The 21936-nt window shown below is 58.0% G+C and carries 22 protein-coding genes and 3 tRNA genes; 12 read left to right on the forward strand and 13 right to left on the reverse strand.

Annotated features, from left to right (window positions below; translation table 11 throughout):
• Positions 1-95: 95 nt before the first annotated feature.
• Positions 96-170: transfer RNA gene (locus tag GS620_RS02345), tRNA-Val, on the reverse strand.
• 180 nt (positions 171-350) lie between these two features.
• On the opposite strand from GS620_RS02345, the gene GS620_RS02350 reads away from it, so the two are divergent.
• The 3 genes from GS620_RS02350 (at position 351) to uvrA (ending at position 3584) form a co-directional block, all read left to right on the forward strand.
• Positions 351-427: transfer RNA gene (locus GS620_RS02350), tRNA-Asp, on the forward strand.
• A 44-nt stretch (positions 428-471) separates the two neighbouring features.
• A tRNA-Asp gene (locus GS620_RS02355) sits at positions 472-548 on the forward strand.
• Positions 549-725: 177 nt separating this feature from the next.
• Positions 726-3584, forward strand: coding sequence for an excinuclease ABC subunit UvrA (gene uvrA, locus GS620_RS02360; protein ID WP_171613888.1), 2859 nt, complete (start codon positions 726-728; stop codon positions 3582-3584).
• Positions 3585-3621: 37 nt separating this feature from the next.
• Here the strand turns inward: uvrA and GS620_RS02365 are convergent, their stop codons facing one another.
• The 5 genes from GS620_RS02365 to GS620_RS02385 all read right to left on the reverse strand — a co-directional run bounded on the left by GS620_RS02365 (position 3622) and on the right by GS620_RS02385 (position 8180).
• Positions 3622-3813, reverse strand: coding sequence for a DUF2892 domain-containing protein (locus GS620_RS02365; protein ID WP_171613890.1), 192 nt, complete (start codon positions 3811-3813; stop codon positions 3622-3624).
• A gap of 72 nt (positions 3814-3885) precedes the next feature.
• Positions 3886-4758 carry a 3-hydroxyisobutyrate dehydrogenase gene (gene mmsB, locus GS620_RS02370; RefSeq protein ID WP_171613892.1) on the reverse strand — a complete coding sequence of 291 codons (873 nt, stop codon included), beginning with the start codon at positions 4756-4758 and terminating at the stop codon, positions 3886-3888.
• Between the two features lie 3 nt (positions 4759-4761).
• Positions 4762-5802, reverse strand: coding sequence for an enoyl-CoA hydratase/isomerase family protein (locus tag GS620_RS02375; RefSeq protein WP_171613894.1), 1041 nt, complete (start codon positions 5800-5802; stop codon positions 4762-4764).
• Positions 5803-5809: 7 nt separating this feature from the next.
• The gene (locus tag GS620_RS02380; RefSeq protein WP_152457861.1) at positions 5810-6952 is read right to left on the reverse strand and encodes an acyl-CoA dehydrogenase family protein; all 1143 of its coding nucleotides are present in this window, start codon (positions 6950-6952) and stop codon (positions 5810-5812) included.
• A 112-nt stretch (positions 6953-7064) separates the two neighbouring features.
• Positions 7065-8180 (reverse strand): carboxylate-amine ligase, encoded by a 1116-nt coding sequence (locus tag GS620_RS02385; RefSeq protein ID WP_171116118.1) that lies wholly within the window; start codon positions 8178-8180, stop codon positions 7065-7067.
• A 137-nt stretch (positions 8181-8317) separates the two neighbouring features.
• On the opposite strand from GS620_RS02385, the gene GS620_RS02390 reads away from it, so the two are divergent.
• Together GS620_RS02390 and GS620_RS02395 are read left to right on the forward strand one after the other, a co-directional pair.
• Complete coding sequence (locus GS620_RS02390) at positions 8318-9169, forward strand: class I SAM-dependent methyltransferase (protein WP_171613896.1); 852 nt, start codon at positions 8318-8320, stop codon at positions 9167-9169.
• A gap of 71 nt (positions 9170-9240) precedes the next feature.
• Positions 9241-9717, forward strand: coding sequence for a fasciclin domain-containing protein (locus tag GS620_RS02395; protein WP_171613898.1), 477 nt, complete (start codon positions 9241-9243; stop codon positions 9715-9717).
• A gap of 68 nt (positions 9718-9785) precedes the next feature.
• Here the strand turns inward: GS620_RS02395 and GS620_RS02400 are convergent, their stop codons facing one another.
• Together GS620_RS02400 and GS620_RS02405 are read right to left on the reverse strand one after the other, a co-directional pair.
• On the reverse strand, positions 9786-10370 hold the full coding sequence (locus tag GS620_RS02400; RefSeq protein ID WP_171116564.1) for a L,D-transpeptidase: 585 nt from the start codon (positions 10368-10370) through the stop codon (positions 9786-9788).
• A gap of 203 nt (positions 10371-10573) precedes the next feature.
• A complete protein-coding gene (locus tag GS620_RS02405; protein WP_171613900.1) occupies positions 10574-12073 on the reverse strand; it encodes a CoA-acylating methylmalonate-semialdehyde dehydrogenase in 1500 nt (499 codons plus the stop codon).
• A gap of 104 nt (positions 12074-12177) precedes the next feature.
• Here GS620_RS02405 and GS620_RS02410 point away from each other — a divergent pair, with 104 nt between their 5' ends.
• The 3 genes from GS620_RS02410 to coaD all read left to right on the forward strand — a co-directional run bounded on the left by GS620_RS02410 (position 12178) and on the right by coaD (position 14155).
• On the forward strand, positions 12178-13080 hold the full coding sequence (locus GS620_RS02410; RefSeq protein ID WP_171168314.1) for a LysR family transcriptional regulator: 903 nt from the start codon (positions 12178-12180) through the stop codon (positions 13078-13080).
• Between the two features lie 60 nt (positions 13081-13140).
• The gene (locus GS620_RS02415) at positions 13141-13578 is read left to right on the forward strand and encodes a CBS domain-containing protein (RefSeq protein WP_171168312.1); all 438 of its coding nucleotides are present in this window, start codon (positions 13141-13143) and stop codon (positions 13576-13578) included.
• A gap of 85 nt (positions 13579-13663) precedes the next feature.
• Positions 13664-14155: a pantetheine-phosphate adenylyltransferase gene (gene coaD, locus GS620_RS02420; protein WP_152457869.1), complete on the forward strand. Its 492-nt coding sequence runs from the start codon at positions 13664-13666 to the stop codon at positions 14153-14155.
• On the opposite strand, the gene gap (GS620_RS02425) is transcribed toward coaD, so the two are convergent.
• From gap (GS620_RS02425) to gap (GS620_RS02435), 3 genes are all read right to left on the reverse strand, one after another.
• Positions 14147-15151, reverse strand: a complete 1005-nt coding sequence (gene gap, locus GS620_RS02425; RefSeq protein WP_152457870.1) for a type I glyceraldehyde-3-phosphate dehydrogenase — start codon at positions 15149-15151, stop codon at positions 14147-14149. The two genes, coaD and gap (GS620_RS02425), sit on opposite strands and share 9 nt — an antisense overlap.
• An 82-nt stretch (positions 15152-15233) precedes the next feature.
• Positions 15234-15377, reverse strand: coding sequence for a hypothetical protein (locus tag GS620_RS02430; RefSeq protein ID WP_171116107.1), 144 nt, complete (start codon positions 15375-15377; stop codon positions 15234-15236).
• Between the two features lie 72 nt (positions 15378-15449).
• Complete coding sequence (gene gap / locus GS620_RS02435; RefSeq protein ID WP_171116104.1) at positions 15450-16451, reverse strand: type I glyceraldehyde-3-phosphate dehydrogenase; 1002 nt, start codon at positions 16449-16451, stop codon at positions 15450-15452.
• Between the two features lie 182 nt (positions 16452-16633).
• Between gap (GS620_RS02435) and GS620_RS02440 the strand changes: the two genes are divergently transcribed.
• Positions 16634-17593: a DUF808 domain-containing protein gene (locus tag GS620_RS02440; protein ID WP_171613902.1), complete on the forward strand. Its 960-nt coding sequence runs from the start codon at positions 16634-16636 to the stop codon at positions 17591-17593.
• Positions 17594-17649: 56 nt separating this feature from the next.
• Here GS620_RS02440 and tkt read toward each other — a convergent pair whose 3' ends face one another.
• The gene (gene tkt, locus GS620_RS02445) at positions 17650-19674 is read right to left on the reverse strand and encodes a transketolase (protein WP_171204699.1); all 2025 of its coding nucleotides are present in this window, start codon (positions 19672-19674) and stop codon (positions 17650-17652) included.
• A 236-nt stretch (positions 19675-19910) separates the two neighbouring features.
• On the opposite strand from tkt, the gene GS620_RS02450 reads away from it, so the two are divergent.
• The 3 genes from GS620_RS02450 to GS620_RS02460 are packed head-to-tail and all read left to right on the forward strand — an operon-like array spanning position 19911 to position 21504.
• Entirely contained in the window at positions 19911-20765 is an 855-nt protein-coding gene (locus GS620_RS02450) for a hypothetical protein (protein WP_171204700.1), read from the forward strand.
• Entirely contained in the window at positions 20765-21160 is a 396-nt protein-coding gene (locus tag GS620_RS02455; RefSeq protein WP_171116096.1) for a cell division protein ZapA, read from the forward strand. The genes GS620_RS02450 and GS620_RS02455 overlap by 1 nt, the downstream gene beginning before the upstream one ends.
• Positions 21157-21504, forward strand: coding sequence for an MliC family protein (locus GS620_RS02460; protein ID WP_171362916.1), 348 nt, complete (start codon positions 21157-21159; stop codon positions 21502-21504). Before GS620_RS02455 ends, GS620_RS02460 begins: the two co-directional genes overlap by 4 nt.
• 6 nt (positions 21505-21510) lie before the next feature.
• On the opposite strand, the gene grxD is transcribed toward GS620_RS02460, so the two are convergent.
• Entirely contained in the window at positions 21511-21873 is a 363-nt protein-coding gene (gene grxD, locus GS620_RS02465) for a Grx4 family monothiol glutaredoxin (protein WP_171116094.1), read from the reverse strand.
• Positions 21874-21936 lie beyond the last annotated feature (63 nt).

The raw sequence follows: 21936 nt of genomic DNA on the forward strand, positions 1-21936 counted from the left end.
TGTGTGGCCTTTAATCGGGCCAAATAGGGCAAGATAGCCGCCGAACGCGCGACATGGCAAGCCCGCTGATTCCAAGCGAAAATCCGAAAAAGGGATGGTGGGTGATAAGAGATTTGAACTCCTGACATCTTCGATGTGAACGAAGCGCTCTACCACTGAGCTAATCACCCATGACACGCGGTCATATCTTTCCCGGGGGTGCGCTGCAAGCGAAATTGAACAATTCGCGCGGGCAAAAAACAGCAGGCAAACAAAAAACTGGATTCTGACAAAAAACTGCAAAACGCCGCTTGACGCTGCCCGACCGTGGCCATAATACACCCAAACGTTCAGCAATGAACATGCAGCGGGCGGTTGTAGCTCAGTTGGTTAGAGTACCGGCCTGTCACGCCGGGGGTCGCGGGTTCGAGCCCCGTCAACCGCGCCATCGCTGCCAACCTTGGTCCAGGGCAAAGGCCATGAAATAGATGCGCGGTTGTAGCTCAGTTGGTTAGAGTACCGGCCTGTCACGCCGGGGGTCGCGGGTTCGAGCCCCGTCAACCGCGCCATTTTCTTCTCAAAATCATAAGTTCGCCAGATAGCCAGGCATTGAGCTGTTCGATTCCATGCCCATCGTTTGATTTGGTCGGCGAAAACCTGTACGTTCACTAAATGTTCTAACTTTTCTGTTGGAGACTCGGGCAAGCTCGCCTATCTCTAAACCACTTGTTTGTTGGGGGTCGGAAATGGCTGAGCTGAAGAATATAGAGGTGCGCGGCGCGCGCGAGCACAACCTCAAAGGCATCGATGTCGACATCCCTCGGGATCAGTTGGTGGTGATCACCGGGCTGTCCGGTTCGGGCAAGTCGTCGCTGGCGTTCGACACGATTTATGCCGAAGGTCAGCGCCGTTATGTCGAAAGCCTGTCCGCCTATGCGCGGCAGTTTCTCGACATGATGGAAAAGCCCGATGTTGACCATATCAGCGGACTGTCTCCGGCGATCTCCATTGAACAGAAAACGACCTCGAAGAACCCGCGTTCGACTGTGGGAACCGTAACCGAGATCTATGACTATCTGCGTCTGTTGTTCGCACGCGCAGGTACGCCGTACAGCCCGGCCACCGGCCAGCCGATCGAGGCGCAACAGGTGCAGGACATGGTCGACCGCATCATGGCGATGGAGGAGGGTACGCGGGGTTATCTGCTGGCTCCGATCGTGCGCGACCGCAAAGGTGAGTACCGGAAGGAATTTCTGGAACTGCGCAAGCAGGGGTTCCAGCGCGTGAAGGTGGATGGTGAGTTCCATGAGCTGGATCAGCCCCCGACATTGGACAAGAAGTTCCGTCACGATATTGACGTTGTGGTCGACCGCCTGGTTGTTCGTGAAGGCATGGAAACGCGTTTGGCCGATAGCCTGCGCACCGCTCTGGATCTGGCGGACGGAATCGCGATTCTGGAAACCGCCCCACGAGAAGGAGAGCCGGAACGGATTACCTTCAGCGAAAACTTCGCCTGCCCGGTCAGCGGTTTCACCATTCCCGAGATTGAACCGCGCCTGTTTTCGTTCAATGCGCCATTCGGAGCTTGCCCGGATTGTGACGGCTTGGGGGTCGAGCTGTTCTTTGACGAGCGTCTCGTGGTGCCGGATCAGACGCTGAAACTGTATGACGGGGCCCTGGCACCATGGAGGAAAGGCAAGTCGCCGTATTTCCTTCAGACCATTGAGGCCATCGCGCGTCACTATGAGTTTGACAAGAACACGCCTTGGAAAGACCTGCCCAGCAAAGTGCAGCAGGTGTTCCTGCGGGGCTCGGGCGATGAGGAAATCCAGTTCCGCTATGACGAGGGCGGAAGGGTGTACCAGGTGACACGCAGCTTCGAAGGCGTGATTCCGAATATGGAACGGCGTTATCGCGAAACTGATAGCGCTTGGATACGCGAGGAATTCGAACGGTACCAAAACAACCGCCCATGCGGCACCTGCGAAGGGTATCGTTTGCGCGCCGAAGCCTTGGCCGTGAAGATTGCGGGGCTGCATGTCGGTCAGGTGGTGCAAATGTCCATCCGCCAAGCGCTTGCCTGGATCGAGGATGCTCCGAACCATCTGAGCGCTCAGAAGAATGAGATCGCCCGGGCCATTCTGAAGGAAATCCGCGAGCGGTTGGGTTTCCTGAATAATGTTGGTTTGGAATACCTTACGCTATCTCGTTCAAGTGGAACCCTGTCAGGCGGCGAAAGTCAGCGTATCCGTTTGGCAAGCCAGATCGGATCGGGCCTGACCGGGGTTCTTTATGTATTGGACGAGCCCTCGATCGGCTTGCACCAGCGTGACAATGACCGGTTGCTTGGTACGCTCAAGAATCTGCGGGATCAGGGCAACACCGTGATCGTCGTCGAACATGACGAGGAAGCCATCCGCGAAGCCGATTATGTGTTCGACATTGGCCCCGGTGCGGGCGTGCACGGCGGGCAGGTGGTCAGCCACGGCACGCCCGAGCAGATCGCAGCGGATGCGGCCTCGATCACGGGGCAGTACCTGTCGGGCGTACGCGAGATTCCGGTGCCCGCCGAGCGGCGCAAGGGGAACAAGAAAAAGGTAACGGTGGTAAAGGCTTCGGGCAACAACCTCAAGAACGTGACGGCCGAATTTCCTTTGGGCAAGTTTGTTTGTGTCACGGGTGTATCTGGCGGCGGTAAGTCGACCCTGACGATTGAGACGTTGTTCAAGACCGCCTCGATGCGCCTGAATGGCGCGCGGCAGACGCCTGCGCCGTGTGAGACAATCAAGGGTTTGGAGCATCTGGACAAGGTCATCGATATCGATCAACGCCCGATCGGGCGGACTCCGCGGTCGAATCCGGCAACCTATACCGGGGCCTTCACTCCGATCCGAGACTGGTTCGCCGGGCTGCCCGAGGCGAAAGCGCGGGGATACAAGCCGGGCCGTTTCAGCTTCAACGTGAAGGGCGGCCGCTGTGAGGCCTGTCAGGGGGACGGCGTCATCAAGATCGAGATGCACTTCCTTCCCGACGTCTATGTCACCTGCGAAACCTGCAACGGCGCGCGGTACAATCGCGAGACGCTTGAGATCAAGTTCAAGGGCAAATCCATTGCGGATGTGCTTGATATGACGGTGGAAGACGCGCAGGAATTCTTCAAGGCCGTGCCATCAATCCGCGACAAGATGGATGCGCTGGCCCGCGTTGGTCTTGGCTATATCAAGGTGGGTCAACAGGCGACCACGCTGTCGGGTGGTGAGGCGCAGCGCGTGAAACTGTCCAAGGAACTGTCGAAACGATCAACCGGGCGGACGCTCTATATTCTGGACGAACCGACCACGGGTCTGCATTTCGAAGATGTGCGCAAGCTGTTGGAAGTGCTGCATGAATTGGTCGATCAGGGCAATACCGTCGTGGTGATCGAACACAATCTGGACGTGGTGAAAACCGCCGACCATATCATCGACATCGGGCCTGAAGGCGGCGACGGCGGTGGTGAGATCGTAGCCGTCGGAGCACCCGAAGAGATCGCTCAAGTCGAACGCAGCCATACCGGTAGGTATCTGAAAACCATGCTCAACCCGGATCGGGTGGCGGCGGAGTAGGCGGCTTCAGGCTGCCTTCACTCCACCGCCTTCCCAGTCAATTTTTCTTGGTTGGGCAGGTGCTGACGCCCAACATCGAGTATATCGGGCATGAATTCAGCAGACCGGTGACCAACGGCACGATGCCGATCCACATCCAGGTTCCGTATCCCAACAGGGCGCCCAGAATAAGCGCGGCGCCTAATGCGATCCGAAGCGATTTGTCGAGCCCACCCATGTTTTTGGTCATCACGTAAGAATCCTTTCCAAAAGGTTGCACCCTTTGGGTATCAAACATTCCGTGGGCGGAATATGACTTGGATCAACTTCGCCCACGCTTTTCAAACCGAGGCAGCATGGCGCTGAAATCGCGGCCCAGACCGTCCTCGTTTTCGACGAATTGCTCGTAAAGTGCAGTCGCGGCCTGTCCCATAGGTGTATCCGCATCCGCACTGGATGCGGCCTGTTGGCTGAGGCGCAGGTCCTTCAGCATCAACTCGGCTGCAAATCCAGGAGTATAGCCATTGTCGGCTGGGCTTTGCGGGCCAACGCCCGGGGCAGGGCAATAGGCGTTCATCGTCCAGCTGTACCCCGATGAGGTGCTGACCACATCGAACATCTTTTGGCGGTCCAGACCCAGTTTGTCGGCCAGGGCAAAGGCCTCGCACGTGGCGATCATGGTCACGCCGAGGATCATGTTGTTGCAGATCTTGGCGGCTTGGCCGGCTCCAGCTTCGCCGCAGTGAACCGCTTTCTGCCCCATGATGTCGAACAGAGGAGCCGCCTTTGCAAAGGCGTCGTCTGACCCGCCGGCCATGAATGTCAGGGTGCCACCTGCCGCGCCGCCGACACCCCCCGAAACCGGAGCGTCCACGAACAGCAGACCGGCGCCGCTGGCCTGTTCCGCGACTGCGCGCGCGCTGTCCACGTCAACTGTCGAGCAATCGATCAGCACGGCACCCTTTGCCATGGCGGGAATGATCTGATCTGCAACGGCCCGCAGGATGGCGCCATTCGGCAGCATGGTTATGACTGCATCGGCAGAGGCGACGGCTTCGGTCGCGGTTTCGGCTTGAGTCACCCCGTCAACGGCAACGCCGGCCGTGTCGAATCCGAGAACCTGATGGCCGGCCTTTGCCAGATTGGCCGCCATGGGCGCCCCCATGTTTCCCAGCCCTATGAACCCGATCTGCATCTCTCAGTCCTCCTCGAATGTCAGGGTGTCCGCACCCAATGGCTGCAACATTTTCGAGACGGCCACCAGGGGGACGTCCATATCGGAAAACTGCCAGTTCGGGTTGCGGTCTTTGTCTATGATCTGCGCGCGGATACCTTCCAGAAAGTCACCATGCTCCATCGCCCGGTGGGTAAAGCGGTATTCCATCTCCAACGCGCGCCGTATGGTAAGCGAGGGGCCACGCAGACGGTGCAGCATCTCGATCGTGCAGGCCACGGAAAGCGGTGCGTTTTTCGTTATTTTTTCCAGAGTTTTGTCTGCAAATTCCTGACCGTCATTGCGCAGGCTGATCAGGATATCGCTCAGAGTTTCACCGGAAAAATGATTGTCGATATCCGTCAGCACCCCTGCCAATTCACCATTGGGTGGCGTTTCGGCATGTTCGGCCACCAGTTCGGCATTTCCAGACGCTTCCAGAATTTCGATCAGGTCAGACCATTGCGATTGGGGGATGAAATGGTCGGCAAACCCCGCAAAGATCGCGTCCGCAGGCCCCATCCTGAAGCCCGTGGTCCCAAGGAATTCACCCAGTCGCCCCGGTGCAAGGGCCAGCATCAATGACCCGCCGACATCCGGAATCAAGCCAATCGAGCATTCGGGCATGGCAATCCTGGAGCTTTCTCCGACGACACGGTGGCTGCCATGGCAGCCGATGCCGACACCCCCGCCCATGGTAAACCCCTGAAGAAAACTGATGACTGGTTTGGGATATTCGAAGATCAGGGCATTCAGACGATATTCATCACGCCAGAACTTCTGACCATACGCATAATTGCCCTTGGTGCCCGTTTCATAAAGTTCGGCAATGTCACCCCCTGCACAAAAGGCTTTTTCTCCTTCAGCGTCCAGAACGATCAGGTCAACGGCATCGTCTTCCCGCCAGTTGCGCATCGCCGTGTCGATGGCCATGCACATGTCATAGCTCAACGCGTTCAGCGCATGGGGACGGGTCAGGGTGATGCGACCGGCACGGCCTGTGGTGCGGATTTCAATGTCTGACATCGGGGCCTCAGCGATTGGCGAGCAGTTGGCGCGCGACGATCACGCGCATAATCTCGTTCGTGCCTTCCAAAATCTGATGCACGCGAAGATCGCGCACAAGCTTTTCGATGCCGTAATCCGCAAGATATCCGTACCCGCCATGCAGTTGCAGGCACTGATCCACCACCTTCGACCCGGTTTCGGTTACGAATTTCTTCGCCATCGCACAGAATTTCGTGGCATCGGGCGCGCCGTTGTCCAGTTTCCATGCCGCCTGACGCAGGAAGGTGCGTGCCGCCTGTAATTCGATCTCCATATCCGCCAGACGGAACTGAAGGGCCTGGAACTGATCGATGGATTGGCCGAACGCCTTGCGCTCGGACATGTATTGCAGGGTCATATCCAGCCCGGCCTGTGCAGCCCCAAGAGAACAGGCCGCGATATTGAGCCGCCCGCCATCGAGGCCCATCATCGCGTATTTGAAGCCGTCGCCTTCGGTGCCCACCAGGTTGCCTGCGGGAATTTTGCAGTCGTCGAACTGAACCTGCGCAGTGGGTTGGCTTTTCCAACCCATTTTTTGTTCCAGCGCCCCAAAGCTGAGCCCCGGCGTGCCGTCCTCGACATATACGGTCGAGATCCCCTTGGGCCCGTCCTGACCGGTGCGTACCATGCAAACATAGGCATCCGAATAGCCACCGCCCGAAATGAACGCCTTGGTACCGTTCAACGTATATCCTTCGTTGGTGCGTTCGGCGCGGGTTTTCAAGGCCGCCGCGTCAGAGCCGGAACCGGGTTCCGTCAGGCAATAGCTCAGAACCGTATTCAGGCTCAGAACATCCGGCATGATGCGCGCCTTTAGGTCATCATCTGCGAAATTGTCCAACATCTTGGCGCACATGTTGTGGATCGACAGGAAGGCGGCGACCGAGGGGCAGGCCATCGACAGCGCCTCGAAAACCAGCGTGGCATCCAAGCGGGTCAGATTTGACCCTCCGCTTTCCTCGGATACGTACAGCGCGCCGAAACCAAGCTCGCCTATCTGGGGCCACAGGGTTTTGGGAATGGTTCCGTCCGCTTCCCACTGGCGCGCAAAGGGGGCGATGTTTTCCTGCCCGAACGCGTGCGCCATGTCGAATATGGCTGTTTGCTCCTCGCTGAGTGCGAAATCCATGACGCTCCCTCCCGTTGGCATTGAATTGAACGGTTGTTTATTTCTGAATTCTTACAGAAATTTTGCAGGCGCAACAATGAGTCGGTTGAAACGGGTCACAAGCCGGAAACGTTCAGAGGTCGGCGTGAAATTCCTCGATCAGGTGGCGCACGACGGCTTGCCCCGGATCATCACCGCGCGCTGATGCCTCGGCATGAATACGGCGTTGGCGCGTGGCGGATGTTCCGTTTTCAGCAATCTGCCTGAGCCGTGCAAGCTCGGTCATCGTGCCAAGTGCTTCGGTGTCTTCTGCCAACAACCCCATGAGGTCGCCGATCAGTTCAGACATGGGCTTGACCGAACGGTCGCCGAAATCGATCAGCCCTTCACCCACTCCGTAGCGCTGCGCGCGCCAGCGGTTTTCACCGATCAGGAAACGATCATATTGCCGCCAGCGCAGGTTGCGGTCTTTCAGACGGCACAGCATCCGGGTCAATGCCTGAACCAGTGCGGCCAACGACAAAGTGTGTTCCAGACGGGGTTGAACATCCATGATCCGCGTTTCCAAAGTTGGGAAACGATGTGAGGGGCGCAGATCCCACCAAATCTTGGTGGTGTCTTCGATGACCCCAAGCTCGACCAGAATGCCTGTGTTCCGTTCGTACTCGCCCCAACTGGCGAACACGGGTGGCAGCCCGGTGCGGGGCAGGTTGTCGAACACCGTCAACCGGTATGAAGACAGGCCGGTATCCTCGCCGTTCCAATAGGGCGAAGATGTGGACAACGCCAGAAGATGAGGAAGAAAGTATGACAGTTGCGGCATCAGATCGGCACGCAAGGCAGGGTCCTCGACCCCGACATGTACATGCATCCCGCAGATCAGCATCCGCCGGGCAACGCCGCCCAATGCATGTTGCAGCGCGTCATACCGTTCTTTCCGCGTGTGGTGTTGATCCTTCCAGTTGGCGAACGGGTGGCACGAGACGGCGATAGGGGACAGGTTGTATTCGGTGGCCCGTTTGGAAACGCATGACCGCAGCCGCTTCAGGTCTTCGCGCGCCGAAGCGACCGTGGCGTGCGGTCTGGTTCCAACCTCGATTTGACATTGCAGGAACTCGGGGCTGACCTGACCTTCGAAATCGCTTTGGCAGGCCGCCATCAGCGCTTCGGGGGCTTCGGACAATTGCAGGCTGTCACGATCCACCAACAGGTATTCTTCTTCGATCCCGAGTGTAAATTCCTGCTGCATGGGGCCCCTCGCAGTTGTCAGTCCCATCAGTGAATACGGAAATTTACGTTTTGCCAAGGGTTTGACAGGCTTGCCCTTGCAGAGAAACGGTTCGCAACGGTAAGGAACATTGCATCACAGATCGCGGAGCCAGCGCCTTGAAACCCAGAAAATTCCCGAAGATCAACGCCGCCCTTGAAGAATTGGGGGTGAAACTGGTCGACAGAGTTACGGAACAGGATGAACGGGCGCGGCTGGAAGCCTTCGAAGCGGCGGGTGGGTTGACGCGCCCCGCCTATGCGTTGTCGCCAGGGATGGAAGGGTTCGACATCTCTCAACTTGTGGCGGAATTCGAGCGTCACAAAGCTGCCCTGGAGGCGCTGAAAGATCCCGCACGCAACCAGACCGGTTATCGTACCGGCAATGGTTACTATGACAGCCCGGATGCGGATGCATTGTATCTGATGATCCGCCGCTTTCAGCCCAAACGCGTGATCGAGGTCGGATGCGGCAATTCCACCCGTGTGACCCGTCAGGCAATCATCGATGGCAATCTGGATACCACCATTACCGCGGTCGATCCGTACCCACGCGCCGATATCGCCCATGTGGTCGACCGGTTCGAACAAAAACGTCTTGAAGAAACAGACCCGGCATTGTTCGCAGAACTGGAGGCCGGAGACATTCTGTTCATCGACTCCAGCCATGTTGTGCGGATGAGCAATGATGTCGCCCATCTGTTCTGCCGCATTATACCGTCGCTGAATCCCGGGGTGGTGATCCACGTTCACGATGTTTTTTTGCCCTACGAATATCCCAAGCGCTTCTTCTATGATTGCCCGGGCTGGGGAGAGCAGTACGTATTGCACAGCTTGCTGCAATCTGGCGCGTATTCAATGCTTTGGCCGGGATATTACCTGCAACAGGATCGGCCTGATGCCGTTGTTGCCTTGCCGTTTCTGGCCGAGGGGCGGGCGCAAAGCATCTGGGTGCAGTTCAAAGAAAACTGAAACCAAAGTGATCCATTGCGGCAAAAGGTCCGTAACCCTTTCCATAACACGCTGGAGAGGAGAAGACAGCTATGTTCCGTCGTACATTCATGGGCGCAGCCGCCGCACTTGCATTCGCTATGCCGCTCAAGGCTCAGGCCGCTGATATCGTAGACACCGCCGTTGCCGCCGGGTCGTTCAACACTCTGGTCGCCGCCGTTCAGGCTGCAGGCTTGGTTGACACCCTGAAAGGAGACGGTCCGTTCACAGTATTTGCACCCACAGACGAAGCCTTTGCTGCGCTTCCTGAAGGCACTGTCGAGACGCTTTTGAAACCAGAAAACAAAGATCAGTTGGTCGCGATCCTGACCTATCACGTGGTACCGGCCAAGGTTATGTCCGGTGATATCGTCGGCAAACGCGCCAAGGTCCTGACTGTTCAGGGCGACCGGCTGAGCGTCAACGCCAAAAACGGCGTGAAAGTGAACGACGCCAAGGTCGTACAGGCCGACATCGAAGCCAGCAATGGCGTCATCCACGTCGTCGATGCCGTGATCCTGCCGGAATAAACGCCGTCTTCCAAAGACAAGAAAGCCCCGGCGATTGACCGGGGCTTTTGCTTTTCAGAGAGGGTGAATCAGACCAATCGGACCTGCGTGCCGACTTTTACCAGCGGATACAGCTCTTCTACATGCTGGTTGTACAGGCCAATGCAACCTGACGAGCTCTGACGACCGATCTTGCGGGTGTCGTGCGTGCCATGGACAAGATAGGCAGGCCAACCCAGATACATGGCGCGGGTTCCCAGTGGGTTGCCGGGATCGCCACCTTCCATCCGAAGCGGCAGCGAAGGATCACGTTCGCGCATTGATGCCGTAGGTGTCCAGCTTGGGAATTCCGTCTTACGCACAACTTTCGTGTACCCGCGTTTGGTAAGCTCTTCGCTCATGGGTACGGAACTTGGGTACAGTTTGTATGTGCCGTCAGGCCCCCAGTAATGGACTGCGCGGCTGGTGATATCGGCCAACAGGCAACCAACGCCCAATTCATCGAAATGGTCCTGCCAGTTCTGCTGCGAGAAGGACGATATATTGCGTCGGACTGGCAATTGCGTACTGATCGCGTCTTCCGTTTCAGGGAAAGCATCCGTGCTTTGTGCCCGAACAAGGGCAGGTGTTGCCACCAAAGAAGCCACGCCCAGCAAGGCAGAGCGACGGGTCATACGGGATTGGGACAAGGTTGCCTCCGATAAGTTCACTGCTCAGTACATCGTTCACGCCAAAATATGGGTGTTGGTTGAATTTTTCCAGAGTGAACCACTTGAATTTCCTGTGACCGAGCGGACGAAAGCAGGTTTTCGGCGGAAAGATGCAAAAAGCCCGGCCATTGAACGGGCCGGGCTTCAAGCGTCAGGAAACTGTGGGATCAGTCCATTGCTTTGAAGTTGAACTCGCCACCTTCCTTGATGCCCGACGGCCAGCGTGCGGTCACGGTTTTGGTGCGGGTGTAGAACTTGAAGCTGTCCGGGCCGTGCTGGTTCAGATCGCCAAACATGGATTTCTTCCAACCGCCGAAGGTGTGATAGGCCAGCGGAACCGGAATCGGAACATTGATGCCGACCATTCCGATGTTCACACGGCTGGCAAAGTCACGTGCGGTATCGCCATCGCGGGTAAAGATCGCGGTGCCGTTGCCGTATTCGTGATCCATCGCCAGTTTAAGGGCCTCTTCGTACGAACCCGCGCGCACGGTGGACAGAACCGGGCCAAAGATTTCCTGTTTATAGATGTCCATCTCGGGCGTCACGTGGTCGAACAGGTGCGGGCCGACAAAGAAGCCGTCCTCATAGCCTTGCAGGCTGAAGTCGCGGTTGTCGACAACCAGTTTCGCACCCTGTTCGACGCCTGAATTGATCAGGCCCAGAATGCGCTGTTTGGCGGCGGCGGTCACAACCGGGCCCATGTCGACATCATCGCCGGCAGTATAGGGGCCAACCTTCAGCTTTTCGATACGCGGCACCAGTTTTTCGATCAGTGCGTCCGCGGTCTCTTCACCCACGGGAACAGCAACCGAAACGGCCATGCAACGTTCGCCAGCCGCACCGAAACCGGCGCCAACCAGCGCGTCCGCTGCCTGATCCAGATCGGCGTCGGGCATGACGATCATGTGGTTCTTGGCACCGCCGAAGCACTGTGCTCGTTTCCCATTCGCGGTTGCGCGGCTGTAGATATACTGTGCAATCGGGGTTGAACCCACAAAGCTGACGCCCTGAATGATCTCGCTGTCGAGGATGGTGTCGACCGCTTCCTTGTCGCCGTTTACGACCTGGAAAACGCCTTTGGGCAGGCCGGCTTCGACGAACAGTTCAGCCAGCATCAGGGGCACGGACGGGTCGCGTTCGGACGGTTTCAGAACAACGGCGTTACCGCAGGCCAGAGCAGGGCCAACGTGCCAGAGCGGCATCATGGCCGGAAAGTTGAACGGCATGATCGAGCCGACAACACCCAAAGGCTGGCGCATTGAATACATGTCAATGCCGGGGCTCGCGCTGTCGGTAAACTCGCCCTTCAGCATCTGCGGTGCGCCAATGCAGTATTCGATCACTTCCAGACCACGCTGCAAATCACCCTTGGCGTCGGGGATGGTTTTGCCGTGCTCACGGCTCAGCGCTTCGGCCAGTTTGTCCATGTCGCGGTTCATCAGGCCGACCATGGCCATCATGACGCGCGCGCGCTTCTGCGGGTTGGTTGCGCCCCATGCGGGCTGGGCGGTGGCGGCGGCCTCAATCGCGGAGGTGGTTTCCGCCGCACTGGCCATCGGGCACTTGTATTGAACTTCGCCAGTTGCCGGGTTGTAGACGTCGTCGAAACGACCGGACGTTCCGGCGACCATTTCGCCGTTCAGGAAATGGGTCAGGTCTTGCATCAATAGCTCCTCCGATAAATTTGCGCGCAGAATAGGCTTGCAGAAATCCCGCGAACAGAGGCAATGTCTCAAAAGAGTTTTGCAAAAATGCAAAAGGGATCAAAATGACCCCAAATTGGGATGATATGCGGATTTTCCTGGCTGTTGCGCGCGAGGAAAGCCTGTCTTCCGCTGGTCGCATCCTGAAGATCGACCCTGCCACCGTCGGTCGGCGCATTGCGCGCCTGGAGGCGACGCTGGATTCCACATTGTTCACCAAGTCGCAGCAAGGCTATGTTCTGACCCCGGCGGGACAGCGGCTGTTGGAACACGGGCTGCACGCAGAAGAGGCGATGCGCGCGGCGGCCGGGGCGGTAACAGGGCCAACAAAAACGCTAAGCGGGCAAATCAGAATTGGCGCGCCGGACGGCAGTGCCAACTATCTGCTGCCGCAGGTGTGTGCCAAAATCAGCGACGCAAACCCTGATCTGGACATTCAGATCCTTGCGCTTCCGCGTGTGATCAACCTGTCCCGTCGCGAGGCGGATATGGCGGTTACGGTCAGTGCGCCGACCGCCGGACAGCTGTTGGTGAAGAAGGTCAGCGACTACAAGCTGCACATGGTCGCGACCGAAGAGTATCTGAAGCGACATGATCCGATCCGGAGCATAGCTGACCTGAAGGGCCACAGGTTGATCGGCTATATCCCCGACATGATCTTTGACCGGGAACTCGACTACCTGAATGACATTGGCGTTGACCGTGTCGCTCTTGCATCGAATTCGGTATCGGTTCAACTGCGGCAGGTCTGCCTGGGAACAGGGGTTTGCGTGGCGCATGATTTCACGTTGCCGTTCCACCCGGGGCTTCGGAAAATCCTGACGGATCAAGTGAGTTTGACGCGCAGCTTCTATCTGGTCAGGCATCAAGGTGACCAGCGCAACGAGCGGTTGAACCGCTTTGCGGATGCCCTGACACGCGGTATTCGCGATGAAGTGCTTCGTTTGGAAGCAGGTCCCGACGCTTGACAGGTCGCGGCAATCGCGCAACGCTTTGGAATAAGTGTTATTATTCCGGAGGTATTCTTCATGCTAGTCCAGGCCATCCTGAAGTCCAAAGCGACAGATGGTGTCGTGACCGTGGCGTCAACGGCGACAATCTCAGAGGCCTCGAAGATTCTTGCGGACAAGCGGATCGGAACGGTCGTTGTTTCCGACGACGGTGGCGAAACCGCGGCCGGCATCCTGTCGGAACGAGACATCGTCCGGGAATTGGCGGCCAGCGGCAGTGGTTGTCTGAACCAACCGGTAAAGTCTTATATGACCCAAGACCTCGTCACGGCGACGCGCCAGACCACCGTGGAAGACATCATGTCCCGTATGACAGAGGGGCGCTTTCGCCACATGCCGGTGGTTGAAGATGGAAAACTCGTAGGCATTGTCACTTTGGGTGATGTGGTGAAGGCTCAGCTTTCCGAACTTGCGATGGAAAAAGATGCCCTTGAAGGCATGATAATGGGGCACTGACGGCAAGGGTTGCCCAAGCAATTACTTGCACCTGCAGCAAAGTTATGTTTGCTTGCGCAGAAATTTTGTTGCGCAGGAGGGCGCGATGCGGGTTGGATTGTATCCTGGAACCTTTGATCCCATCACCATGGGGCACATCGATATCATCCGTCGGGCGGCAGCTTTGGTGGACAAACTGGTTATCGGTGTGGCCATCAACCGGGACAAGGGCCCTCTGTTCTCGCTGGAAGAGCGCGTGGCCATGATCGAAGCGGAATGCGCCAGGCTGTCCGAGCAGACCGGAACCGAAATCATCGCGCATCCCTTTGAAAACCTGCTGATTGATTGTGCGCGGGATGTAGGCGCGCAAATCATCGTGCGTGGCCTGCGTGCGGTTGCCGATTTCGAATACGAGTTTCAGATGGTCGGCATGAACCGGGCTCTGGACGATTCGATCGAGACTGTATTCCTGATGGCCGAAGCGCGCCATCAGGCGATCGCGTCCAAGCTGGTGAAGGAAATCGCACGGTTGAACGGGGACGTGTCGAAATTCGTCACGCCCCGTGTCAATGATGCGCTGAAAAAAAGGTTAGGCTAGGGCACCCATTGCGGCCGCCGTATCCAGCATCCGGTTCGAAAAGCCCCATTCATTGTCATACCACGCCAGCACACGAACCAGCGTGCCATCAGTGACTTTGGTTTCAGCCAGTGACACAGTCGAGCTGTGCGGGTCGTGATTGAAGTCGATGGAAACCAGAGGACGGCTTTCCGCGGCAAGAACGCCGGGGATTTTGGCAGCCGCATCGACGAACAGTTGGTTGACCTCTTCTTCGGTCGTCGGGCGTGAAACCTCGGCCACAAGATCAACGACCGAGACATTGGGGGTTGGAACGCGGATGGCCTGACCGGTCAGTTTTCCTTTGAGTTGCGGCAGCACCAGGCCCACGGCAGCGGCCGCACCGGTTGTCGTAGGGATCATCGACAGCGCCGCCGCTCGGGACAGGTAGGGATCTTTTCCCACTGTATCATGCACCGGCTGGCTGGCAGTGTAAGCGTGAACAGTGGTCATGTTGCCGTGCTTGATACCAAGGCCGGCATCCAGAGCAGCAGCAACAGGAGACAGACAGTTGGTGGTGCAGGACGCGTTGGACACCACCAGATCATCGGCGGTCAGCTCGCCATCGTTGACGCCAAAGACGATGGTTTTCACACCGCCGTCACCTCTGGCCGGGGCAGAGATCAGAACTTTCCTGGATCCGTTCTTGAAGTGACGTTCCGCCGCTTCGCGCGTACGGAACACACCCGTACATTCCAGAACGACGTCAATGTCAGACCAGGGCAGATCCTCGGGGTTGCGCTCGCTGCTCAGCCGAATTGGACCACGACCCACGTCCAGACCTGCATCGCTGAGCGTAACCGGGTTGGGGTAGCGGCCGTGAACGCTGTCAAATTCAAACAGGTGCGCATTCATTTCGGGTTTGCCAAGATCGTTGATCGCGACGATCTCGACGTCCGTACGTCCGCTTTCCATCACCGCGCGCAGAACTCCGCGCCCGATCCGTCCAAATCCGTTGATCGCCAGTTTCAAGGTCATGGTCTGCTCCGTCCAAATGTCTCAGCAAGATGAGTTAGCGCTAACAATGACAGATCAAGCGAAATGTCAAGGAAAACCTCAGTCACCGCCAGAAAGCGAGCCAGTCCAGAAAGTCGTAAAGTTTCTTTCCAAGGAAAAGCAGATGTTCGGTGCCGTACAGCGCCACATCCAGCATGATACCGCCGAGCAGAAGAAGGCCGAGCCAGATAGCGATTTGGTTGGTCATGGCTGTCCCGAACGTAAAATGCCCGCTCAGATAACCTGAGCGGGCATCAAGGTACAAGCGAAGTCCGAAGGGTCAGTTAAGGCGGCCCATCGCAACAGCTACGTCAGCCATACGGACCGAGAATCCCCATTCATTGTCATACCAGGCCAGAACGCGGACCATGCGGTCATCGACGACGCGGGTCTGATCCGGTGCAAAGATCGAGCTTTCCTCGGTGTGGTTGAAGTCGGTCGACACCAGCGGAGCCGGCTCATATCCCAGAACGCGCTGCATCGGGCCCTTGGCGGCCTCTTCGACGATCGCGTTGATTTCCGCCGTGCTTGTGTCGCGTGAGGCACGGAACGTCAGGTCCACCGCCGAAACATTCGGGGTGGGGACGCGAATGGCGGAACCGTCCAGACGGCCTTTTAGGTTTGGCAGAACTTCACCCAGCGCCTTGGCGGCGCCGGTCGAGGTCGGGATCATCGACATTGCAGCAGCGCGGGCGCGGTAGAGGTCGCTGTGGCGACGGTCCAGTGTCGGCTGGTCGCCCGTGTAGGCGTGGATGGTCGTCATGATGCCGTGTTCGATACCGACGCCCTCGTCCAGCACCTTGGCCAGCGGGGCGAGGCAGTTGGTCGTGCACGAACCGTTCGAGACCATGTTGTCATTGGCGGCCAGCGTGTTGTGGTTGACGCCGAAAACAATGGTCTTGTCCACGTTCTTGCCCGGAGCCGACAGCAGTACCTTGCCAGCGCCACGTTCCAGATGCGTTTTGGCCTTCAGGCCATCGTTGAACTTGCCGGTGCATTCGAGAACGACGTCACAGCCTTCCCAGTCCAACTCGGTCATGTCGTAGGTCGAGAACATCTGCATCGGGCCGCGACCCAGATCCATGGTATTGCCGTCAATGGTGATGTCGCGTGGAAAACGCCCGTGAACACTGTCATATTTCAGCAGATGCGCCGAAGTTTCCAGCGGGCCAGTTGCGTTGACTTTGATCACTTCGATGTCGTTGCGCCCGGACGCGGCGATGTGCGACAGGGTGCAGCGGCCAATACGGCCAAAACCATTGATACCGACCTTGATGGTCATATGACGTCTCCAGATGCACTTGCTTTGAGGGCCATATAACGGCGAAAAGGGAATCTCAAAAGGGCAAAAACGGCATATTTTTAAGGTGTTAGCGCAAACCTGCGCCGGTTGCGCTAACGCTTGCGCTAGCCGTTGGATCAGGTAGGGTCCGGTTGGCGGCAGCAGATGTGAAGGGAAACGCGATGAGTGGTCTTTTGGCCCTGTTGGATGATGTGGCGGGCATTGCCAAAGTTGCGGCGACATCAGTGGATGATGTGGTCGCGGCGGCAGGCAAAGCGGGGGCCAAAACCGCCGGTGTGATCATTGATGACGCAGCAGTGACGCCGAAATACGTGCAAGGTTTCGCCCCGGCGCGCGAGTTGCCGATCATCTGGCGCATTGCGCGCGGGTCGATCTTTAACAAGATCATACTCTTGCTGCCCGTCGCCTTGTTGCTGGCCAATTTTGCGCCGTGGCTGATCACGCCCTTGTTGATGCTTGGCGGGTCATATTTATGTTTTGAAGGGGCCGAGAAGATTTTTCATGTGCTGTTTCCTCATGGCAGCCATGTGATTGAGGACGATATGAAAAACCGCGATCCGGGCCACCTGGAGGAGCAAAAGGTCAAGGGCGCTATCAAGACCGATTTCATTCTGTCTGCCGAGATCATGACCATTGCATTGGCGGCGATCGAAGCCCCGAACCTGTGGATGCAGGCTGCGACGCTGGCCGTTGTCGGGATCGGCGTGACGATGGCCGTCTATGGGTCCGTCGCGCTGATCGTGAAAATGGATGATGTGGGGCTTTATCTGGCGCAGAACGCGCCGACACCTATCGGTCGCGGTCTGGGCCGAGGGTTGGTCAAGGCAATGCCCGGAGTGATGAAAACACTGTCCATTGTCGGAACTGCGGCGATGCTGTGGGTGGGGGGCTCGATCGTCATCCACGGGATGGAGGTTCTGGGCTTTGGCTGGCTGGGCCATCATATCCATGATTGGGCCTATGCCATTGGGCATTCCGTGTCTGATCAATGGGTTGGTGCGGTTGAGTGGGTATCCAAGGCCACGATGGATGGCGTATTTGGTTTGGCTTGGGGATTGGTTTTGATCCCGGTGGCAACCAAGATAATCATGCCCCTGTTCAGCAAATCCGAAACGCATTGAAACCAAAATGAAAAGGGCGGCCAAGGCCGCCCTTTACTCGATCAGAAGGGACTGTCTTACAGTCCCAACAGTTCCTTGACCTTGGCCACAGTTGCTTCGGCCGTGATGCCGAAATGCTTGTACAGCTCACCGGCAGGGGCCGAGGCGCCAAAGCTGGACATGCCGATGAAGCCTGCCTTGGCTTCGCGGCCACGCTCGCCCAGCAGCCAGCGATCCCAGCCACCGGCGCGCACGGCGGCCTCGATGCCGACGCGGACCGGACCGGCAGGCAGTACCCGCTTGCGATAGGCTTCGTCCTGCTCGGCGAACAGCTCCATGCAGGGCATCGAGACGACGCGGGTGCCGATGCCTTCGGCTTCGAGCATCGCTTTGGCTTCCATGGCCAGCGAAACCTCTGACCCGGTGGCAATCAGGATCGCCTGACGCTTGCCCTCGGCCTCGGCCAGAACATAGGCGCCTTGTGCGGTCAGGTTCTTGGTCTTGTGATCCTTGCGCACGGTCGGCACGCCCTGGCGGGTCAGCGACAGGACCGAGGGGCTGTCCTTGAAGGTCAGCGCCAGTTCCCAGGCTTCGGCGGTTTCGATCGTATCGGCGGGGCGGAACACATAGGTGTTCGGCGTCGCGCGCGAGATGGCCAGATGTTCCACCGGCTGGTGGGTCGGACCGTCCTCGCCCAGACCGATCGAGTCATGGGTCATTACGAAAACCGACGGGATCTTCATCAGTGCCGCCAGCCGCATGGATGGGCGGGCATAATCGGTGAAGGCCATGAAGGTGCCGCCATAGGGGCGGATACCGCCGTGCAGCGCCATACCGTTCATCGCTGCGGCCATGCCGTGTTCGCGAATGCCGTAGTGGATATAGCGGCCCTTGCGGTTTTCCGGCAGGAACACGCCCATATCAGCCGATTTTGTGTTGTTCGATCCGGTCAGGTCGGCCGAGCCGCCAACAGTCTCGGTCATGATCGGGTTCACGACGTTCAGAACTTTTTCGGACGAGGCGCGGGTGGCCAGTTTTGGCTGCTCTTCAGACATCTGCTTTTTGAACGCACGAATGGCGCCAGCCAGCCGCTTGGGGGCCTCAAACGCATAGGCGCGTTTGAATTCGGCCTGTTTCCTCTCGGAAAGCTGCGCGAAACGTTCTTCCCAAGCCGCACGTTCGTCTGCACCGCGTGCACCAATGGCTTCCCAGGCGGTTTTGACGTTGGCTGGAACTTCGAATGTGTCGTGCGGCCAGCCATAGGCCTCTTTCGCGGCTTTCAGCTGATCCTGATCTGTCAGCGCCCCATGACCTTTCGAGGTGTCCTGCGCAGCATGACCCAGAGCGATATGGGTTTCACAGGCGATCATGGTTGGTTTCTTGGACTTTTTCGCCTGAACAATGGCCGCATCGATGGCTTTGGGGTCATGACCGTCGATCTCAATCACGTGCCAGCCAGAGGCCGCAAACCGGCGGACCTGATCGGTGCGATCGGCGATATCGACAGTGCCGTCGATGGTGATGTTGTTGTTGTCCCAGAAGACGATCAGTTTGCTCAGCTCATGACGGCCGGCCAATGTGATCGCTTCCTGACTGACACCTTCCATCAGACAGCCGTCGCCCGCGATCACGTAAGTATAGTGATCCACGACCTTCTTGCCGTAATGCGCGCGCTGGATTTCCTCGGCCATGGCAAAACCCACGGCGTTCGAGATACCCTGACCAAGCGGGCCGGTCGTGGTTTCAACACCGTCGATCAGAAAGTTTTCAGGGTGGCCCGCGGTCTTGGCGCCCAACTGGCGGAAATTCTTGATCTCTTCCAGCGTCACGTCGGCATGACCGGTGAGATAGAGAAGTGAATAGACCAGCATCGAACCGTGACCAGCCGACAGGATGAACCGATCGCGGTCCGGCCAGTTCGGGGCCGAGGCGTCGAATTTCAGGTGCTTTTCGAACAGAACGGTCGCAACATCGGCCATGCCCATCGGCATGCCGGAATGGCCGGAATTTGCGGCGGCGACGGCGTCAAGGGTCAGGGTGCGGATGGCCGCCGCTTTGTCCCAGTGTTCGGGGTTGGCTTTGCGCAGCGCAGTCAGGTCCACGGGCGTTGTTCCTTTGGATAAAAAGCAGATTGCGCGCTCAATACCATTCAGCACCCAAAGTGCAAGCGGAACCGGGCTTTGGCAACGCCCGATAGGTGAAGAGCGCGGCCCAAGTGATTGAAACCAAACAGTGGGTATTTTCTGTCGCATTCCGTTAGACTGTCGGCAAGCGGGATTCGGTTTTGATTCGGATCACTTCGCGACAGAATGAACCTTGATAAAGAGGTGACAGGGGCATGAGCCAGTTAGAGGAACTACAGCACCGTATTATTGCTGCGATGGACCGTATCAGTGCGGGCGTCGAAGGGTTGGGCGGTGCGTCCCGGAACGCTGAAGTAAATGAGGGGCTTCAGGCCGAACTTGAAGACGAAAGAGTTGCCAATGCGCAGCTTCAGGAACGACTGAAGACCCTGAAAGAGCAGCACGAAAAACAAGTGGACGCGTTGCGTGCTGATCTGGAGGAGCTGCGCACGGAACCAGCGGATGCCCCAGACGCGGATGCGCTGCGCGCAGAGCTGGAGGAAGCCCGGGCGAAAATCGCGTCTGTCGAAGCGGCCCGCGCCGAGCTGGCCGAGGCCAAGGCGGCCTTGGACAACAGTGCCGAACTGGACGCGTTGAAGGCCGAGAACGAAAGGCTGCGCGCCGAACTTGACGGCATCGAAGATCCTTCGGCGGTGAAAGCCGAACTTGAGCAATTGCGTGAATTGCTTGCTCAGGCAAAAGAAGTCGAGGCGGAAAACAGCCGCCTCAAGGCAGAGCTTGAAGATACGGTACGGGTCGATGATCTGAGCGCCGAGCTTGAGATGCTGCGGGCCGAACGGGCCAGCCATGGCGCTGCGATGTCCCGCCTGGATGACGATCTGCAACGTATGCGCAAGGCGAACGAGCAGTTGCGGAATTCGGTCGAAGAGTTGCGTTCCGCCGCCGCAGAAGGGCTGACGGATGCTGAATTGCTGAACCGCGCCACCGTTGCCGAGCTAGAGGCGACGCGCGCGGCGCAGGCTTCGGACGCCGCCGAAGCGCAGGCCGTGTTGGCACGGTTGGAACCTCTGCTGTCGCAGGCAAAACTTGTAGAAGGTGAGGTAGAGTAATGCCCGAGGTAACCATTCATATTGGCGGGCGGGGTTTTGACGTGTCCTGCCGGGACGGGGAAGAACCCTTTCTGCACGCGGCCGCCAAAATGCTGGATGACGAAGCGCAGGTTCTGTCCGATCAGATTGGGCGGATGCCGGAAGCGCGCATGTTGCTGATGGCCGGTCTGCTGTTGGCTGACAAGACGGCGGCGACGGAAGACAAGGTCAAGTCGCTGGAGGCCAGGCTGGCCGAGGCCGAGGCCGAGCTTCAATCACTGAGAAATGCGCCCGCGCCGGAACCTGAACGTATTGAAGTCGCGGTGGTGCCGCCATCCGTCACGGATACGCTGGCCGAGCTGGCAGCACGTGCGGAAGCGCTGGCTTCAGTCGTCGAGGAGAAGAAGGCACAATGACATATCTGCGCAATTTCTTCTGCGGTGCTTTGCTTGTTTTCCCGGCAACAGCGGCACTCGCCGAAATCGACATTCTGTCTGTCACCTTTACCTGCGAGAACGGCGTGCCGTTGCCGGTGACCTATTTCAACGCGCCCGACGGTTCAGGCGCGGCGGCGACGATGGTGGACAATACTCTGGTCGCGATGCGCCAGGTCGAAAGCGGATCGGGCATCCGCTATGAGTCTCTCGGAGCCGAAGGAACCTATATCCTGCGCTCAAAAGGCTGGAACGCGTCAATCAGCTATTTGGCGGCGGGCGCCGCCAATGAGCAGGCGATTTATCGGGACTGTTCCAGCCAGTAGGCAGGATTACGCGTTTGCTTCGCGGATTTTGTCGGCTGCTTCCTTGTTGTAGCCGACACCGTTTTCATCAAAAAGCGTGTCCAGCTCACCCGAAAGGGTCATCTCGGTGATGATGTCGCAACCGCCTACGAATTCGCCTTTGACATACAGCTGCGGCACGGTCGGCCAGTCGGAATAATCCTTGATGCCCTGACGCACATCTTCGTCGGCCAGCACGTTCACGTCGGTGTATTCGACGCCCATATAGTTCAGAACTCCGGCCACGCGCGAGGAAAACCCGCATTGCGGCATTTCCTTGGTGCCTTTCATGTACAGCACCACGTCATTGGCTTTGACGGTTTCGTCGATCTGGGTTTTCACATCGGTCATTTCGCGTTTCCTATTCGTTTCTCCAACGGGAGAGTCATATGTTCGCCTCGAAAGAAGCCGAGA

Source organism: Ruegeria sp. HKCCD6428, assembly GCF_013110595.1.
Classification (GTDB): domain Bacteria; phylum Pseudomonadota; class Alphaproteobacteria; order Rhodobacterales; family Rhodobacteraceae; genus Ruegeria.